This window comes from Paenibacillus catalpae, assembly GCF_900112695.1.
Classification (GTDB): Bacteria; Bacillota; Bacilli; order Paenibacillales; family Paenibacillaceae; genus Pristimantibacillus; species Pristimantibacillus catalpae.
Map to the genome: position 1 here is coordinate 122534 of NZ_FOMT01000002.1, position 18236 is coordinate 140769.

The following is an 18236-nucleotide window of genomic DNA, read 5'->3' on the forward strand; positions in this document are numbered from 1 at the left end:
TGTATCGATTAATGATTAATCAGCTTGGACAAGTCATGCTGTACGTGAACGACCAGGACAAGGCACGTGAGTTTTGGACGGAGAAAGCAGGGTTTAAGGTTGTGGCTGAGGAAGAAGCGATGGGCCAGAAATGGATTGAGCTCGCTCCCGAAGGTGCGCAGACGTCGATCATTCTTCACGATAAAGAAGTGGTTGCTAAAATGTCGGTCGGAGTAAACCTGGGTACGCCGTCGTTAATGTTCTTCTCGGACAAGCTGGATGAGCTCTACAGCGACTTCAAGAATAAGAACGTTACAGTCGGAGAGCTTCTTGATCTGCCCTTCGGCCGGGTGTTTAACTTTGCCGATGAGGAAGACAACTATTTCGCGGTCATGGAAAGAAAATAAATGTTGTACCAGCCTTGATGGTCACGGATCATCAGGGCTTTTATGTTGAATGGACGGTAACGCTCGTCATCGCCGTCGCGGGGGGAATTTGGTAGGGGCTTCATAAAAGCATTCCGCCAGTTGTGTTTTACATTGGACTTTTTATAGTGAACGGAGAGTCTCCCAAATCGTATGAAATCAACAATAAAACACAAAATAGTCCTGTTAATTCTTTTCATTGTGGCTATGTATTTGGCTTTTAAGCCTAATGGGTTATGGTTTTTATCAACGGTTGATATGGCTGCTATCGCGAACAATACAGAGGATTACTCCGATCAGAACGGTTATGTATTGCATGAGACATACAAGGTGTCTATTAATCTTTCAGATTTGGAGAGTAACATTGGAAAAGACTTGTACAATGACGGTACCTATCGAATTTATGTAGATTGGGTCGATAACACTGGAAGTGCAAATTCAGGAGGATATAGAATAGGCTTCAGAGATGAGGGAAGCAAGATATATCTTTACAGGAAAAGGGTATGGTGGAGCTGACGGTTACGGACTTATATCTAAATATTTGGAGCAAGAAAAATTGAGCGCTTTTATAGGGCTCTTTTTTTCTGCCCTGACCCAAGTTTAGCCCCCCTTGGCGGATGGTCATAATGGGAAGGATAGACATTCATCTTGGGAGGAAGGCTCGCTTATGCACCGGCAACAGTTCCCGAATCGTTCGAGCGCCAATGACAACCAATTGCCGCCCGAGTACGCCAACATTCCAATAGACCCTGTGGTTGAAAATAATCTAATACGGCTGAAGCGCGATATGGGCGGCAGTGATGATCTGATCATGCGACAGATCCATAACACCGGGATCAACACGGCGGCCGCGGCGGTTGTTTACATTGACGGACTGTCTAACGCGATGGCTATTAATCAATACATTTTTGATGTCTTGGACTATTCCTTGCCCCGCTTTGGGGAGGATATGGAAACGCTTGATGCGGGGGCACTTGCGAAAAAACTGTTAAACGGGATGGGTCCCATCCGTACCATCTCCGACCTGGGCTTGCTTTATAAAAAGCTGCTGTCCGGCGAAGCCATTATTTTATTGCGCGGGCATAAATACGCATACAGTGCCGACATCCGGGAATGGAAGGGCAGGGACGTTACGGAGTCTACGAACCAGACGTCCGTGCGGGGTCCCCGGGAAAGCTTTACCGAGACTCTGCGTACCAATACATCACTGGTCCGGCGAAAAATCAAAGATCCCCGGCTCTGGCTTGAAACGGTTACCATCGGCCAACTCACCCAAACGGACGTGACCATTATGTACATAAACGGGTTGGCAAAGCCGGCTGTTCTGCAGATGGTCCGCGACAGGCTAAGTAAAATTCAGATCGACGGAATTCTCGACAGCGGATATATAGAGGAACAAATTGAGGACGGCAAATGGTCGCTGTTCCCTACGGTATTTAATACCGAACTTCCGGATAATGTGGCAGGCCAGCTGCTGGAAGGGAAAATAGCCATTCTGGTTGAAGGAACGCCTAACGTCCTTATTGCGCCAACCCAGCTCGTCACCTTTTTTCAATCGACGGAGGACTATTACCAGCGTTTCTTCTATGCGAGCTTATTGCGTGTTCTGAGATTCGGAAGCGTCTTTATCTCGCTGTTTTTCCCGTCTCTCTATATTGCGATCACCACCTTTCATCGGGATATGCTGCCCGCATCCCTGCTCATCTCTTTGGCAGCGCAGCGGGAAGGCGTACCGTTTCCGGCCTTTTTCGAGGCGATGATTATGGAGATCACTTTCGAGATTTTAAGGGAAGCAGGTTTGCGCATGCCGCGCGCGATCGGTCAAGCGGTATCCGTCGTGGGTACGCTTGTAATCGGACAGGCAGCGGTAGAAGCGGGAATCGTATCCGCGGCGATGGTTATTGTCGTATCGATTACCGCGATTTCCACTTTCACGGTTCCGGCATACAGCATGTCGATACCGATACGTGTTCTGCGTTTTGTTTTCATGGGGGTGGCGGCAAGCTTTGGCCTGTTTGGGATCATTATGGGCTTCTTTGTCCTCATGCTCCATCTGTGCGCTTTGCGTTCCTTTGGAGAGCCGTTTATGGCTCCGCTGGCGCCATACAAACAAACGGATATGCAGGACGCCTTGTTCCGTTTGCCAAGATGGCTCGCGTTCAAACGGCCGGATACCTCACTCGAAGCCAACTCGAGCAGAATCCGCAAGAGTTAAGGAGGCAACATCATGCTCTACAAATTTGCCATTTCGATGCTTTGCCTTATTATGCTGACAGGCTGCTGGAGCAGAAGGGAGCTGAACGAGCTTCTGATTGTGCTGGGGATGGGGATAGATTGGGAGGACGGACATTATCTTGTTTCGTACCAGGTTGTAAACCCGAGCGAGATCTCCAATCAGCAAAAAAGGGGGGATCGTCCGCCGAGCACTCTTTTTCAGGGAAGAGGAAGAACGTTGTTTGAGGCGGCCAGATCGGTTACCACCGAAGCACCGCGCAAGGTGTACTTAGGGCATCTGCAAATGTATGTTATCGGCGAGGAAGCAGCTAGAAGAGGCATCAACGAGTTAATAGACGTCACCGCCCGCGATAATGAAACACGGATGGATTTCAATATTATCATCGCAAAAGGAAACAAAGCGGAGGATGTTCTGAAGGTGTATACGCCGCTGGAGAAGCTGCCGAGCTACAGCATGCAGCAGTCGCTGCAGACCTCCGAGAAGAATTGGGCGCCAACCATTGCCGTGACGTTGGATGAAGTCATAAATAGTCTCTCTTCGCAAGGGAGCGAGCTTGCTTTGACCGGCATACGGATCATTGGCAGCCCTGAAGTAGGAGCAACAAAACAAAACGTAGAGAAATTTATGCCGCCGAGCCGATTGCATTATTCAGGTATTGCAGCGTTCAAGGAGGATAAGCTCATTGGCTGGCTAAACGAAAGGGAGAGCAGGGGCTATACCGATATTACGAATAATCTGGATAGTACTACGATCGCTGTACCATGCGGGGAACAGCGATATTTAGGGATAGAGGTGACCTCCTCCGATTCCAAAATCAAAACAAAGGTTGTAGGCGGAAATCCGGAGGTCGAAGTATCCATCCGAACGGAAGCAAATATCGTCGAGAGATCGTGCAAGGATGTTGACTTATCCAAGCCTGAAACGATCGAGCAAATAGAGGCTAAGACGAAGCAAATCATTCAATCCAATGTTGAAGATGCCGTTTCACGGGCCAAGGGGATGAAGTCGGATGTTTTTGGCTTTGGCACCCAGATGGAGAAGGAGCATCCCGCTTTCTGGAACCAGGTCAAGGATCGATGGGGCGATGAATATTTTCCGGAAATTAAGGTTGATTACAAAATCCAGCTGTTTATCCGGAATACCGGCACGGCAATGAATAGCACGATCAGATAAGGAAAGGGGAGCAGCAAGAAATGGCATCCGTAATTGCTATTTTGGCTTTAGCGGCAGGCACCTTCTGGCTGGAAGCGCCCGGTCTTATCCGCCGGAAGCAATTCCGCGAGCTAGTTATATTCCTTGTGCTTCTTTTGGCGGGAAGTGCATTGTGTAGTGCTTTGATACTTCAAGTGAAGCTCCCCAATCCGTTTATGCTAATTAAATGGATGTACGGATGGACCGGGGGGACAACAACGATGTAGAGGGAAAGGGGGAGGTCAAGTATGCCGATTTATAAGAATAGTAAAATATCGGTCAGACAGTTTTGCATCCTTATCATGATCGGAACGGTTGGCGATTCCATCCTTATTATGCCTACTATTACGGCGGCCTCCTCCAAGCAGGACGCCTGGCTGTCCATGCTGCTTGCCTTTATTGTCGGGCTTGCCACAGGAGGATTGTTCGCCACTATTGCCAATAAGCTTCATCGGTTAAGCCTGTATGAAGCGATCCGGCAAAGGCTCGGGGTATGGTTCGGGGGCTTCTTATTCCTTCTCTTCTTGTTCTCCTCGTTTATGTGTTGCCTAACACTGCTTAGCGAAATGAGCCAATTTATGACAACGCAGTTGATGCCGGAGACTCCGGTTACGGCAATCATTTTGTTCTTTTCAACGGTCGTTATCATTGCTTACCGGTATGGGATCGAAGCTTATGCGAGAATGGGCGAGCTGCTGTTTCCGGTCTTTATGGGGCTGTTTGTGATGCTTGTTGTCTTCCTGTTGCCCCAAGTGGATTGGCCGAATGTTCAACCGATTATGGCGAAGGGTATCTTTCCGATTATGAACGGGGCGCTGCCTGCCTATTGTACGGGGTTCGTTGAAATGGTTGTGCTGCTTATGCTTGTGCCGTATGTTACGGGCAGCAGTAAGCTGACGAAACCGATAATGACGGGTTTTGCGGTAGGGGGCATGGTCCTATTCCTGGTTGTACTCCTCTGCGTCCTTGTACTCGGGCCAAGCCTGATGGAGAGCAAATATTATCCAACCTTTGTTCTCGCCCAGAAAATTATGATCGGTCACTTTTTTGAGCGGATAGAGGCGGTCATGGCCTTTTTGTGGATTATTACGGTGTTTTACAAAACCCTGCTTCATTTCTTCACGATTACGACAGGCCTTGCGCAGGTGTTTCAACTGCAGGAGAGCAAGATGCTGACCATACCCCTGGGCATGATTTTGTTGGTCGGCACGGTTGTGGGTACACCCAATATCGTCATTTATAACAAGATTTTGATTGAGTATTATCCGTGGTTTGACTTGACATTTTTCCTTGTGCTGCCGCTCATTATTCTGATTCTCTTACTTGCGTTTAAGCAGAAAAAGCAGCAGAAAGAGGAGCAACAGCAACAGCAGCAACAGCAGCAACAGCAGCAACAGCAGCAACAGCAGCAGAAAAATTAGGCAAATTATTTCCGGAAAACTATTGCTCCAGAAGCGGGACCATGATAAGATGTGTCTATAAATAATAAAATATGAAATATGAAATATGAAATATTATTGAGGTGACTCGAATGGCCCGCTACAATTCCGAAGAAGAAGTTCTCGCCCATTACGATCCGAAGAAATACCGGACGCCGGATGGCTATACAAGCGATATTGCCGTATTTACGATTATCAGCGAGCCAATTGCGCCAAACAAGCCGCCGAAGCGGACGTTAAAGCTGATGCTGATCCGCCGGTCACGGCTGGATATTCAAGGGAATCCCAATATTGAAGGCGGGAAATGGGCGCTTCCCGGAGGATTTATCGATCCAGAGGAGATTGCCTATGAAGCGGCCAAACGCGAACTGTCCGAAGAGACGGGGGTAGAGGGCATTCATATCCAGCATTACGGGGTATATGATAAGCTCGGCCGGGATAAGCGAGGCTGGATCATATCGAATGCCCACTACGCTATCGTGCCGGAGGATTACCTCGAGAAGCGGAAAGCCGCGGATGACGCCGAGGATGTTGCGCTTTTTACCATCGAGGAGCTCAAGGAGCTGGAGCTTGCCTTCGATCACCGCCAAGTGATCGCCGATGCGTATGAGATCATTCGCAGGCATATGCTGCTCTCGACCGTCGCCCGCAACTTCCTGCCGCAGGAATTTACGTTAAGCGAACTGCAAAGCGTGCTGCTGACCGTTACGGACAGCCCGAAGGTGGCCAAATATTCAACGTTCCGCAACCGTGCCGAAAGGCTTCCGTTCATTGAAGTAGTGAAGACAAACGGTGAAAACAAAACAACATCCAGAAACTCCAAACGTCCATCGATTTTGTACCGTTTCAAAGAGGGAGAACCTCTGGAGTCCATCTACTTCTAAGGTATTGTCACAATACCTGTTCTTTTTAGTAATAATATTTCATAAAACATGAAATAAGGAATAAAGGGAGAGACTCCGAAATGAAAACAAATCATCAGCTGCTTGTTACTCCGCTTCACCGTTTGTTCCAAGAGCAAGAGATTGGCGGCAAAAGCAGCATCACAATTAATGCTGTGCTGACTGAAGCGGCGAAGGAGCAGCTTCCACCTGCAGAGTCAGATGAGGATCGGATCCTGCTTCTTGTTATTGATCAGCAGAACAGCTTCATCGAAGGAGGGGACTTGGGGGTTCCCGGTTCGGTCCAGGATACTGTCCGTCTTGGAAAGTTTGTGTACCAAAATTTGCATAAAATCACACAAATTGCACTCACCAAAGATGTCCATACGCCGCTTCAAATTTTCCATCCTTGCTGGTGGCTGGACCGGAACGGACAACATCCCGTGCCCGTCGAAACGGTCATTACGGTAGAGTCCGTGATAAATGGGGATTGGACGCCGGTCTATTCGCCGGCGAGGAGCCTGGCTTATCTTCATGAGCTTAAGGCGGGCGGGAAGAGAGAGCTCAGAATCTGGCCGTACCACTGTCTGGAGGGGACAAACGGCGTGGAATTCGAAAGCCAGTTCATGAATCTGGTCTACTTCCATACGGTGGCCAGAAGAAGCACGCCGGTTATTCTGGCGAAAGGGCAGGACCCGCTTAGCGAAATGTATGGCGCGTTCTACCGGGAGGATGGCGTGGCAAGCGCAGCGAACCGGGCATTCCTGGACGGAATGCCGGATTACAATAAAATTTATATCGCAGGCCAGGCACTTTCGCACTGCGTGCTTGATACGCTGAAGCATATTTTGGAGCATCATGCGGATAACCGGGCATTCACGGAAAGCATTCATCTGCTGACGGATTGCTCGAGCCCGATTCCGGGTACGGAAGGGTTGACGGTTACAGCTATAGAGGAATTAGCGAACCGATACGGCATTCGGCTTATGACAGCGGAAGGCCTGACTATATAAGCATAACTGGAGGTAACGGGAGATGGATGACTTGAAGGCAATGAAGAAGGAATACGCGGACGACAGCCTTGCCTTGCATACGGATTTATACCAGGTGAACATGGTGGAGACGTATTGGGCGGAAGGGATGAGCCAGCGGAAAGCGGTATTTGAACTCTTTTTCCGCAAGCTGCCTTTCGGTAACGGTTATGCGATATTTGCAGGACTTGAGCGGATTATTGAATTTGTGCAAGGCTTTGCGTTTACAGCATCGGATCTTGCTTATCTTCAGGAGGAGCTCGGTTACGAAGAGGATTTCCTGGCTTACCTAGGGCAGCTGCGCTTTAACGGGAAAATTACCGCGATGCGCGAAGGGGAGCTGGTCTTCGGCAACGAAGCGATTCTCCGTGTAGAGGGTACGCTGGCTGAAGCCCAGTTCATCGAGACCGCGCTGCTTAACATCGTGAATTATCAGACGCTTATTGCGACGAAGGCATCGAGAATCCGTAATGTGGTAGGAGAAGGCGCGCCGCTCTTGGAGTTCGGGACACGCCGGGCTCATGAAATGGACGCTGCACTATGGGGCTCGCGGGCTGCGATTATCGGCGGCTGCGATGCGACTTCGAATGTGCGCTGCGGCAAACGGTTTGGCGCGAAGGTGTCGGGTACGCATGCCCATGCGATGGTGCAGGCCATGCTTGATGAATACGAAGCCTTCTACCGTTACGCCAAACGTCAGAAGCAAATGAACCGCAAATGCGTCTTTCTTATCGATACGTACGATACGCTCAAATCGGGCATTCATAACGCCATCCGCGTAGTGAAGGAGCTTGATATTAAAGACTTGTTCGAAGGCGTCCGGCTGGATTCGGGGGACCTGGCTTATCTGTCGAAGGAGGTCCGCAAGCTGCTTAATAAAGCGGGATTCCAAGAGACGAGAATATATGCCTCGAATGATCTCGACGAACACACGATTATGAATTTGCAGTCGCAAGGAGCCGTGATCGACGCCTGGGGAATCGGAACAAAGCTCATTACGGCGTATGATCAGCCGGCTTTAGGCGCAGTCTATAAAATTGTGGCGATAGAAGATGAAACTGGAAATATGGTCGATACGATCAAAATTTCGGGCAATCCCGAGAAAGTAACAACGCCGGGGATGAAGAAGCTATACCGAATCATTAATCTGGTGAATCATCGCTCGGAGGGCGACTACATTGCACTGGAAGAGGAGAAACCGCAGGAGGAAGGGCGGCTCAAGATGTTCCATCCGGTGTACACCTATATCAGCAAATTCGTGGCGGATTATGAGGCGAGGGAGCTTCATACGGATATTTTCGTAGGCGGCAAGCTGGTGTATGAAGTGCCTCAGCTGTATGAGGTACAGGCGTTTGCCAAGGGGAATCTGGATTTGCTCTGGGATGAATACAAGCGGAATCAGAATCCCGAGGCTTACCCGGTAGACTTAAGCCAACGCTGCTGGGATAACAAGATGAATCTCATCCATGCGATGAAGGAAAAAGCGGAAGGGGTGGCCAAAGCGACATGACAACAACCAAACCTCGGAAGATTGGCATTTACGGCTCGTCGTTCGACCCGGTTACGAATGTGCATTTGTGGACGGCATCGACTGTGGCGCACCGCAAAAACCTGGATTTAGTGATCTTCCTGCCTTCCTCCGGCATGAGGCATGACAAGAAGACCAATACGAGCGACGAGCACCGGGTGAATATGATTAAGCTTGCCATCCAGGATAATCCGAGATTCGTCATGGATCCGTATGAGCTTCATGTACTGGCCGGGATGCAGTATACGTTCCATACGATGAGGCATTTTCGCGAGAAATACCCGGATGATGAGCTCTATTTCATTATGGGAGCAGATCTGCTGGTCGATATTGCGGATGGAAAATGGTCGCATGAGAAGGAATTGATTGAGGAAAATAAGTTCATCATAATGGCACGTAATGGAATTGATATGACGGAAGCGATCTCCCGGTCGCCGCTGCTTCGCAATCATGACGATGGCCGGTTCCAGCTGATGAGCAAAGGTCTGGCGATGGAGATCAGCTCCACCTACATCCGGGATGAGTTCAGCCGGGGCGGGGAACCACGGTATTTATTGCCGGATGCCTGCTATGACTATATTAAGAAAAACGGGCTTTACCGCATTTAAGAAAACCGATTAAAGGAGGCGCATGGCGATGACCTTGCAGCAGCAGATTATTGAGAAATTGGGTGTAAAAACGCAGATCGACGCGCAGGAAGAAATTCGGAGAACCATTGATTTTATAAAGGATTATATGACCTTTGCCAGAAAAACAGCCTTGGTGCTTGGCATTTCGGGCGGACAGGATTCGACGCTTGCCGGCAAGCTTTGCCAGATGGCGGTGAATGAATTAAACGATGAAGAAGGAGTAAAGACCTACCGGTTCATTCCTGTCCGGCTGCCTTACGGCATTCAGAAGGATGAGCAGGATGCTCAGGATGCCATTGCTTTTATCGGGGCGGAAGGCTTCATCACGATCAATATTAAAGCGGCCGTTGATGCCGGGGCAGCGGAATATGAAGCTCGGACAGGGAAGAAACTTAGCGACTTCACAAAGGGCAACCGGAAGGCAAGAGAGCGGATGATCGCGCAGTTCGAGATCGCTGCTGAAGAGAACGGACTCGTTATCGGCACAGACCATGCAGCTGAGGCCATTACAGGCTTTTATACAAAATTCGGCGATGGCGCGGCGGACTTGACTCCGCTCTACCGGCTGAACAAACGGCAGGGAAGACAGATTTTGAAGGAGCTTGGCTGCCCGGAGCATCTGTACCTGAAGACCCCTACTGCCGACCTCGAGGAGAATAAGCCGCAGCTGGCCGATGAAGTCGCGCTGGGCGTGACTTACGATGATATCGACAACTACCTGGAAGGCAAGGAAATTGGCGAAGAGAGCCGTCAAAAGATTGAAAATTGGTATACCCGGACGATTCATAAACGGGAGCAGCCGGTGACGGTTTTTGACCGTTGGTGGAAGAAAACCGAAGGAAAATAAGAGTGAACACAAGAAGCCTATCCGTCCAATCTCGAGGATAGCCGGTCTACAGATTATCGACCGAGCTATCCCGAGTGGGATAGGCTTCTTGTCATGTAAACAGGGTTAAAAGTATAGGTCGTTAATACTAAATACAAATAATTGTAAGAGATTGTTTTTATTTTCGAAAAAATCTGCTATTCTACTGGTGATCAGCTAATGGATTGGGGAGTGAGAACTTTTGAAACCGGTTACAGTGTATGATATTGCGAAGGAAGCGAATGTATCGGTTGCAACGGTATCGCGAGTTTTGAACAATACCGCCCCTGTGAAAAAGTCAACGAGAGATCGCATCGTAGAATTGATGAACAAGTACCAGTTTCAGCCTAATGCATTAGCCCGAAGCTTGTCCAAGAAGGAAACAGGGATGATCGGCATTATTTTGCCGGACATTACGAATCCCTTTTTCCCGACAGTTCTGGCTGGTTTTGAGCAGGAGGCGCGGAACAAGGGTTACACGTTCTTTCTATGCGATACCGTATCGACGAACGGGGATTCGAAGGAACAGTACGAACGCGAATCGCAATATCTTGGTCTGCTGATGGAAAAGCAAGTAGACGGCATCGTCATGATCGGCGGCCGGATTAATCTGGCCAGGCCAAGCGAGGCGATGGTCAGCGAGGTCGTTGATATCAGCAAGCGTGTGCCAACCCTGCTCATTAATGGCAATCTGCCCGGGCAAAATATTCACTCTGTCTGCGTGGATGAAAGGGAGGGAGCCGAGCTTGCAACGCAGCATTTGATCGATTTGGGTCATCGGGATATTGGCTTTGCGGGGGGCTACCAGAGCATGGCCAACACCCTTCAACGTGTGCAAGGTTTTGTTAAGACCATGGAGAAGAACGGGCTTAAAATCCGGAGAGAATGGATCTTGGATGGCGGGTTTACGGTGGAGAAGGGCAAGCTGTTTATGAATTATTTGCTACGTATGCCTGAGAGGCCAACGGCGTTATTTTGCGCGAATGACCTGGTGGCAATCGGTGCGCTTAAGGCTGCTTATAATGCCGGTTTACGTGTACCGCAGGACTTGTCGCTGGTCGGCTTTGATGATGTGCCTTATGCGTCCAACAGCATTCCGGAGCTGACGACCGTCTCTCTCAAATGCTATGACATCGGGAAATATGCTGCCGAGCAGCTGCATAAGATGATTACCAAAAGCAAAGTCAGCAAAAAGACGAAGATCAGACCGGAACTGGTTATTCGAGAGTCGACTGCTCCTCCTAATGTTTCAGGGTCAAAGGGACCAAATTGAAGATCAGATAAATATTTCAAAAAACTTTCTTGACAACGCTTTCATGTCTGATTTAGAATCAAGGTGTCAAAGCAATCCACTGTTCGAATAAAAATGAAACCCGTTTCAATGTAACCGGCTATCATCATATATTTCAAATGAAATGCACGTAAGAATACCGTAATTATGACAGTTAATGTTGTTTCGGATCGAATGTGTATTTTATTTTTACCAAAAAATGAAACGGGTTTCATGAAACGGGATACATATTGTGATAGATCGGGGGGTGTCTCATGAGTTTAGATACACAGAAGATATCGGCTGTTCAATTCGATGCTGATGCTGTACGCATTCATGGAGAGCCAAAGCTTCTCCTAAGCGCTTCGCTCTTTTACTTCCGGATTCCGAGGCTTTTGTGGAAGGAACGGATGGAACAGCTTAAGGCTTATGGCTATAACAGCATCGATGTCTACTTCCCTTGGAACTATCACGAATTAAGGGAAGGCGAGTGGGACTTCACCGGTGAGCGTGATGTCGAAGCCTTCCTCTCCGCAGCAAGAGATACGGGATTATGGGTTATCGCAAGACCGGGACCGTATATTTGCTCCGAATGGGATGGCGGTGCTCTTCCGGCTTATCTGCTCGCACAGGGAATAGAGATACGCCAGAATGATCCGATATTTCTCTCCCGAGTAGCCAGCTGGTTCGACCGCATTATACCTCTTCTCAAAGCCTACCAGGCGGGAGAGGGTGGAACGGTCATCGCGGTTCAACTCGACAATGAGCTTGACTTCTACGACTGTAAAGATCCGGAAGGATATATTGGCGCATTACGAGATTTGACTCTTGGCCATGGCATCTCGGTTCCTCTCTTTGCTTGTGCAGGTCAAGGCGGATTGCTGCAAGCAGCAGGAATTGCGGAAGGCGTAGCTCCAACCTGCAACTTCTACCCGGATAACCGTGATCCTGAATTCGAGCAGAAAGTGCTTCATTACGGCGGAATTCTGGAGGAGCTTGGTTATCCGCTCCTGGTTACAGAAACGAACCGTGCGCATTACCTGCTTCGCCGCTTGCTTGGCTGCGGTGCCAAGCTTCTTGGACCTTACCTTCAGGTATCGGGTACAGACTTTGGCTTCACGAATGCCACGAATAACTGGGGTAAGCCGCTCGCTTTCATGACATCGGATTATGACTTCGGAGGAATGATCTCACCGGAAGGCCATATCCGCGATGAAGCTTATGAAGGGAAGCTGCTTGGCAGAATGATCGAAGCTTACGGCAGTAAGCTGGCAGAAGCCAAGGCAGTTGGCGCAGCAGATGAGAAGCTCGTACGCACCGGTCAATGGAATAATATCGCAGGCCCGTATGTATTGGAGTTGAAGGGCGGCGGCCAGTTGTTATTCCTGACGAACCTGGATGACGAGGATAAGGAACTAGCCATAACCGGGTCCCATTCCTTTATTCTGCGGGGAGGACGATCGCTGGCACTGCCCCGCCAGGTTCCGTTATCGGGCTGGGGAATAGAAGGAATACTGGAGCAGTCAACAGCCGAGCTTTACTTCGTGAAGCAGGCATCCACCAAGCTGGTGCTCGCTTTCCATACAGAGAGCGCGGGACAAATTCAGCTTAGCGGTCAAGGAATGGCTTCTGTTGAAGCGGAAAATTGCCAGGCGGAGCTTCAGGATGGACAGCTAAGCATCATCTTTGAAGGATTAACGGATGTGGTATGCCGAGTAAAAGACGATAATGGTTCCCTTTTGACGATCGTTATCCACGATAAAGATAAAGCGCTTTATATGGATGATGTGGATGAAGAAGGATTATCGAGCACCCACTCTTTAAATAGTCCTTCAGCGGATGAAGCGCAGAAGGAAGTTACCGATTGGCAGCTTAGCTCTATGGATGGCGCGGTGCCGATGACTTCGCTGGATTCCAGGCAGTCAAGGGACCATGCAATCTACCTGGAGCAAAGCGATATTTACAGAGGTTATGCCTGGTATGAAGCGACCGTTTCACCGCATGACTCAGATCAAGCACATGGGGTGCTCATCAAGAATGGCAGTGATGTAATCTCGCTCTATGCGGATGGTCGCTATTTGGGAACTACTGTTCCAGGCGGCAGCAGCAGTTATCTTCCGGTGAAAGAACGGCTGGAGCAAGGCAAGCTGACAGCCCGCACGGAAATATGGGGACATTCCAACTTTGATGACTCCAGATTGCCAGGCTTAAAGCTCAATGCTTTGAAAGGGCTTACAGGAATGACGCTTGTGACGAAGCAGCACGATCTGAGCCGTAATTGGAGCGTATATCGGGCAGCAGATCGTACGCTTCGTGAGGAGCTTACTGCAGAGGTCGACCGGAAGCTATGGCCGGTTGTTAATCTGGGAGGCTGGTTATCGCCGGATCATCCCGCCTTCGAATATTACCGGAAGAGCTTTATTCCGGGGGAGCGGGCAAACAGCTGGACGCTTCACTTTGAAGGAATGCAGTCGATGGCGAAGGTGTTTGTAAACGGCGAGCTGATAGGAGATGTTCATCCTTTTGATCCTTATCTTGATTTATCCTCGCATCTCACAGCTGGACAGACGGCAGAGCTTGCCATATTCCTCGAGAGAGTAATCGGACTTCCTGCCGGAAGAAGAGCTGTCATGTACGAGGGAGTTAAGGCATCCGATTGGATCATCAGCGGAGCCGAAGAGCCGGAGCTGTCAGCCCATGCGAAAGCCTTACGCGCACAGTCGCAGGATGCGATATTGCCGGTGCGGCTGGAGCCGGGTCAGACGGCATGGTTGTACGGTACCGTTCAGAATTCAGATAACGGCAAGGGTTGGCGCGCAATGGTCTCGGGATCAGGCCTTAAGTTGACGGTGTTTCTCGAAGGACGCCTTGTTGGACGGATCTGGACGCCTTGTGAAGAAGGCCGGCCGGTCATCACCGGAGGCAGCCAGCAATCGGTATACCTGCCGGGCGTGTGGTTCGAGAAGAAGGAAGGCGAAATTGACCTCTTCTTGGAGGCAGTCGATCAAGCCGGGCCTTGCAGGCTGGATGCCATTAGGCTTCAACCGGTCTAGCCCGATATTATGCTAATGCTTACGAAGTATGAATGGTCACAAAAAGCACGTGACCATTCATTGGCTAATGCTTACGAAGTATGAATGGTCACAAAAAGCACGTGACCATTCATTTAAGGAGGTACTCAAATGGAAAAAGTTATACAACCTGCTATCCAAAGTAAGCCGCGTACGGAAAGCTCCGGCAGACTAAGACGTTTTTGGAACAACAAAACATTGCTTCTGATGTGTTTACCGGCAATTGCATTCTTTATCGTATTTGCCTATCTGCCGATGCCAGGCGTGTATCTGGCGTTCATTCAGTACAATTACGCGGACGGCATATTCAAGAGCCCGTTTGTCGCCTTCGATAACTTCCGCTTCCTCGTTATGAACGGAGATTTGTGGCGGCTGACCTTCAATACGGTAGCCTACAACCTTGTGTTTATCGTACTGGGTAACGTATTGCAAATATTCGTGGCGATTCTGCTTAATGAGCTGCGCCGCAAATGGTTCAAGAAGGTCGCACAAACACTGATGTTTCTGCCTCACTTCATCTCAGCCGTATTGATCGGTCTGATTGCTTACAACATTCTCAGCTATGATTACGGTCTGCTGAACCATGTACTCGCATCGTTTGGAATGGATCCGGTTAAGACCTACTCGAATGCTGCGATCTGGCCATTCATTATCGTATTCACCTTCTTGTGGCAGTCCACAGGATACGGCTCTATTGTTTACTTTGCAGCCATTATGGGACTTGATAACGAGATTATTGAAGCTTCCGAAATCGATGGCGCAAACGCTTTCCAACGGATTATTTACATCATCATCCCATGGCTGAAGCCAACGTTTATTATTTTGCTTCTCTTCTCTCTCGGCGGCATTCTGAAAGGCAACTTCGGTTTGTTCTACAATCTGGTTGGCGCGAACAATACGCAGTTGTACGCAACAACGGATATTATTGAAACTTATGTATTCCGTTCGCTTATGACCAACTTCAACTTCTCTATCGGTAGTGCAGTAAGCTTATATCAATCGGTGTTTGGCTTCGTTATCGTTATAACGGCCAACTGGCTCGTTAAGAAGGCGTCGCCAGAAAACTCGTTATTCTAGGGGGTGCTGACATGGAAGAAAATATTGTAGAATCCAGAAGCATTCGGACTGATGCGAGCGAAGTCATAGTCAGATGGTTTGGCTATATCGTGATTTCCATCTTTGCACTTAGCTGTTTGCTGCCGTTCCTTCTCATTCTGGGTACATCGTTTACTACGGAGTCGGCCATTAAGAAATTTGGCTTTAACTTCTGGCCCAAGGAATTTAGTACCTTTGCTTACAAAATCGTATTTGAGAATCCCGATATTATCGTGGGCTCTTATATCGTAACAATCGCTATAACCGTGGTAGGTACGGCAGTTGGCTTGTTCCTCGTAGCGATGACCGGCTATGCGCTGCAACGCCCGGACTTTGGTTACCGGAACGGGATCTCGTTCTTTATCTACTTCACAACCTTGTTCTCCGGCGGTCTTGTTCCTTTCTATCTGCTTGTTACGCAATATTTGAGCCTGAAGGACAATTACATGGCGGTGTTGCTGCCAGGGCTTCTCAGCCCATTCCTGATCATTATGATGAAGAGCTTCGTCCGCTCGATCCCGCATGCGATTACAGAGTCGGCCAAGATTGACGGAGCAGGAGACTTTACCATTTTTATCCGCCTGATTCTGCCGATGACGACTCCGGCGCTTGCAACGATTGGTTTGTTCATCGCGCTGGGTTACTGGAATGAATGGTATAACTCAATGCTGTTCCTTTCGCCTAATATGGAATATCGTCCACTGCAGCTGTTCTTATATAACGTAGTTACCAGTGCCGATTTTGTCCGCAACTCTGCTGCAGCCTCCAATGTTTCGCTTCGGGATGTGCCGCTTGAGTCCATGAAAATGGCAACAGCTGTTGTAGCAACTGGACCTGTCATTATGTTCTACCCATTCGTACAGCGTTACTTTATTAAAGGTATTACTGTAGGCGCAGTTAAAGGCTGATGTGCCGAAGGCCGAAGAGGCCTCTTCACATAATGGGCATGGCCCAATATTGAAAAACAAAGGGGAGACGTGCATGTTTAAGAAAAGTTCTGCAATCTTGCTGTCTATTTTGATGGCTTCCAGCTTGGCAGCCTGCTCCGGTAATAACAACAAAGATAATAAACCAGCAGATTCCGCTAAACCAAGCAACAGCGCAAGCACAAACACAGAAGGATCAACAAACACTGGCGGCGACGTGGATACCTCCAAGTTCGTTAAAATTACCTATATGGTGCTTGGCAACAAGCCGACGAACGGACAGTTTGAGAAAGTACTTGGTGAAGTCAACAAAATCATGAAGGAAAAAATCAATGCAGAACTGGAATGGAAATGGATTGAATGGACGGACTGGCAAACGAAATACAACCTTGCGCTTGCTTCCGGTGAACCAATCGACTTGATTACAATCGGTACGGACTGGCTCGATACATGGGGTAACGCGCAACGCGGCGCCTTCATGAACCTGGATGATCTGCTTCCTAAATATGCACCTCAAACCTTTAACTCAATCCCTGCGGAAGATTGGGCAGAAAGCAAATACAACGGCAAAATCGTTCTGATCCCTGAAAATGATTACACACAATGGGTTAACCATGGCTTCTTCTACCGCGGCGACTGGGCGAAAGAAGCAGGCATTACAGAGCCAATTAAAGATTGGGAAGGCATTGGCACATATCTGCAATACATCAAAGACAACATGCCTGATGTAATACCTTGGGACGCTGTTTCAGGAACTAGTACATTCGGCGGTTTCAACGCTTCCTATTCGGATAATCTTGAGTTGCCGATCTCGACCGGTTACCTGCCAGTATTTACAGCCAAATCGTTCGATGAGAAATTTACAATTAACAGCCCTGTATTCGAAGATACAATGGTGAAATATGCAACAATGATGAAAGAATGGGCCGACAAAGGCTTCTGGCGTGAAGACGTGCTGAACAACAAAAATGATACGCGTGCTTCCCTGCGTGCCGGCTTGACCGGTATGGACCAGCATCATACGCAAACGTTTGGCGGTCTTCGTGTACAAATGGATAAAGACCAACCGGGCTCTGAGCTGCAAATGTTCCCGTTCAACCGTACTAGAGGCACTAACCTGACTGAGTTGTCCATCACTCACGGCGGTACTTCGGTCGGTGCAAAATCCAAAAACCCAGAGCGTGCTCTGATGGCTTACGATCTGATTCGTAACGATGAACAAATTTACCACTTGATCAACTACGGTATCGAAGGCGTTCAATATGAAGTTGTTGATGGCAAACGTCAACAGCCAGCAGGCTATGACGAGACTAAAGACGGCTTCTATGCAGACTTCTGGGGCGGCCGTGTTGACAAATTCGAAATTCCAAGCGTAACAACATGGGATCAACTCGAAGAAACGCTGTATGCTGAGTATGACAAAATCAAAAAGCCTTACCCTTACGGCCAATTCGTATTCGACAAAACACCGGTTGAAGCCGAGCTGACAGCGATTACGCAAGTAACGGGCGAGATGGGTCCAGCTATTTCCTATGGTAAAGCAGGCGACCCTGTTAAAGCGGTTGAAGAATTCCGTAACAAGCTGAAAACAGCTGGTTACGACAAGGTTCTTGCTGAACTGCAAAAACAAATGGATGCATACAAAAAGCTGATTGAAGGTTAATAAGTAA

General features: G+C 48.8%; 15 protein-coding genes. All 15 read left to right on the top strand.

Annotated elements, in window-relative coordinates; translation table 11 throughout:
* Window positions 1–11: 11 nt before the first annotated feature.
* Window positions 12–386: a VOC family protein gene (locus BM200_RS08260; RefSeq protein ID WP_091183828.1), complete on the top strand. Its 375-nt coding sequence runs from the start codon at window positions 12–14 to the stop codon at window positions 384–386.
* Window positions 387–1071: 685 nt separating this feature from the next.
* The gene (locus BM200_RS08270; protein ID WP_091183831.1) at window positions 1072–2619 is read left to right on the top strand and encodes a spore germination protein; all 1548 of its coding nucleotides are present in this window, start codon (window positions 1072–1074) and stop codon (window positions 2617–2619) included.
* 12 nt (window positions 2620–2631) lie between these two features.
* Complete coding sequence (locus tag BM200_RS08275) at window positions 2632–3813, top strand: Ger(x)C family spore germination protein (RefSeq protein WP_091183834.1); 1182 nt, start codon at window positions 2632–2634, stop codon at window positions 3811–3813.
* A 20-nt stretch (window positions 3814–3833) separates the two neighbouring features.
* Window positions 3834–4058: a hypothetical protein gene (locus BM200_RS08280; protein ID WP_091183836.1), complete on the top strand. Its 225-nt coding sequence runs from the start codon at window positions 3834–3836 to the stop codon at window positions 4056–4058.
* A gap of 21 nt (window positions 4059–4079) precedes the next feature.
* Entirely contained in the window at window positions 4080–5252 is a 1173-nt protein-coding gene (locus tag BM200_RS08285) for a GerAB/ArcD/ProY family transporter (RefSeq protein WP_091183838.1), read from the top strand.
* A gap of 110 nt (window positions 5253–5362) precedes the next feature.
* Window positions 5363–6154 (top strand): NUDIX hydrolase, encoded by a 792-nt coding sequence (locus BM200_RS08290; protein ID WP_091183840.1) that lies wholly within the window; start codon window positions 5363–5365, stop codon window positions 6152–6154.
* Between the two features lie 80 nt (window positions 6155–6234).
* Window positions 6235–7164: a cysteine hydrolase family protein gene (locus BM200_RS08295; RefSeq protein WP_091183843.1), complete on the top strand. Its 930-nt coding sequence runs from the start codon at window positions 6235–6237 to the stop codon at window positions 7162–7164.
* A gap of 40 nt (window positions 7165–7204) precedes the next feature.
* The gene (locus BM200_RS08300; protein WP_091186182.1) at window positions 7205–8692 is read left to right on the top strand and encodes a nicotinate phosphoribosyltransferase; all 1488 of its coding nucleotides are present in this window, start codon (window positions 7205–7207) and stop codon (window positions 8690–8692) included.
* Window positions 8689–9318 carry a nicotinate-nucleotide adenylyltransferase gene (gene nadD / locus BM200_RS08305; RefSeq protein ID WP_091183845.1) on the top strand — a complete coding sequence of 210 codons (630 nt, stop codon included), beginning with the start codon at window positions 8689–8691 and terminating at the stop codon, window positions 9316–9318. Before BM200_RS08300 ends, nadD begins: the two co-directional genes overlap by 4 nt.
* A 28-nt stretch (window positions 9319–9346) precedes the next feature.
* Window positions 9347–10186 (top strand): ammonia-dependent NAD(+) synthetase, encoded by an 840-nt coding sequence (gene nadE, locus BM200_RS08310; protein ID WP_091183847.1) that lies wholly within the window; start codon window positions 9347–9349, stop codon window positions 10184–10186.
* Between the two features lie 220 nt (window positions 10187–10406).
* On the top strand, window positions 10407–11477 hold the full coding sequence (locus BM200_RS08315) for a LacI family DNA-binding transcriptional regulator (RefSeq protein WP_091183850.1): 1071 nt from the start codon (window positions 10407–10409) through the stop codon (window positions 11475–11477).
* A 272-nt stretch (window positions 11478–11749) separates the two neighbouring features.
* The gene (locus tag BM200_RS08320) at window positions 11750–14527 is read left to right on the top strand and encodes a beta-galactosidase (RefSeq protein ID WP_091183853.1); all 2778 of its coding nucleotides are present in this window, start codon (window positions 11750–11752) and stop codon (window positions 14525–14527) included.
* A 129-nt stretch (window positions 14528–14656) separates the two neighbouring features.
* Window positions 14657–15622: an ABC transporter permease gene (locus tag BM200_RS08325; protein WP_091183856.1), complete on the top strand. Its 966-nt coding sequence runs from the start codon at window positions 14657–14659 to the stop codon at window positions 15620–15622.
* A gap of 11 nt (window positions 15623–15633) precedes the next feature.
* Window positions 15634–16548, top strand: a complete 915-nt coding sequence (locus BM200_RS08330; RefSeq protein WP_091183857.1) for a carbohydrate ABC transporter permease — start codon at window positions 15634–15636, stop codon at window positions 16546–16548.
* 73 nt (window positions 16549–16621) lie between these two features.
* Window positions 16622–18229, top strand: coding sequence for a DUF3502 domain-containing protein (locus BM200_RS08335; protein ID WP_091183860.1), 1608 nt, complete (start codon window positions 16622–16624; stop codon window positions 18227–18229).
* Window positions 18230–18236 lie beyond the last annotated feature (7 nt).

Excerpts from the sequence above, each read along its gene's own strand:
- BM200_RS08260 (WP_091183828.1), top strand. The coding sequence starts at position 12 with ATGATTAATCAGCTTGGACAAGTCATGCTGTACGTGAACGACCAGGAC.
- BM200_RS08270 (WP_091183831.1), top strand. The coding sequence starts at position 1,072 with ATGCACCGGCAACAGTTCCCGAATCGTTCGAGCGCCAATGACAACCAA.
- BM200_RS08275 (WP_091183834.1), top strand. The coding sequence starts at position 2,632 with ATGCTCTACAAATTTGCCATTTCGATGCTTTGCCTTATTATGCTGACA.
- BM200_RS08280 (WP_091183836.1), top strand. The coding sequence starts at position 3,834 with ATGGCATCCGTAATTGCTATTTTGGCTTTAGCGGCAGGCACCTTCTGG.
- BM200_RS08285 (WP_091183838.1), top strand. The coding sequence starts at position 4,080 with ATGCCGATTTATAAGAATAGTAAAATATCGGTCAGACAGTTTTGCATC.
- BM200_RS08290 (WP_091183840.1), top strand. The coding sequence starts at position 5,363 with ATGGCCCGCTACAATTCCGAAGAAGAAGTTCTCGCCCATTACGATCCG.
- BM200_RS08295 (WP_091183843.1), top strand. The coding sequence starts at position 6,235 with ATGAAAACAAATCATCAGCTGCTTGTTACTCCGCTTCACCGTTTGTTC.
- BM200_RS08300 (WP_091186182.1), top strand. The coding sequence starts at position 7,205 with ATGAAGAAGGAATACGCGGACGACAGCCTTGCCTTGCATACGGATTTA.
- nadD (WP_091183845.1), top strand. The coding sequence starts at position 8,689 with ATGACAACAACCAAACCTCGGAAGATTGGCATTTACGGCTCGTCGTTC.
- nadE (WP_091183847.1), top strand. The coding sequence starts at position 9,347 with ATGACCTTGCAGCAGCAGATTATTGAGAAATTGGGTGTAAAAACGCAG.
- BM200_RS08320 (WP_091183853.1), top strand. The coding sequence starts at position 11,750 with ATGAGTTTAGATACACAGAAGATATCGGCTGTTCAATTCGATGCTGAT.
- BM200_RS08325 (WP_091183856.1), top strand. The coding sequence starts at position 14,657 with ATGGAAAAAGTTATACAACCTGCTATCCAAAGTAAGCCGCGTACGGAA.
- BM200_RS08330 (WP_091183857.1), top strand. The coding sequence starts at position 15,634 with ATGGAAGAAAATATTGTAGAATCCAGAAGCATTCGGACTGATGCGAGC.
- BM200_RS08335 (WP_091183860.1), top strand. The coding sequence starts at position 16,622 with ATGTTTAAGAAAAGTTCTGCAATCTTGCTGTCTATTTTGATGGCTTCC.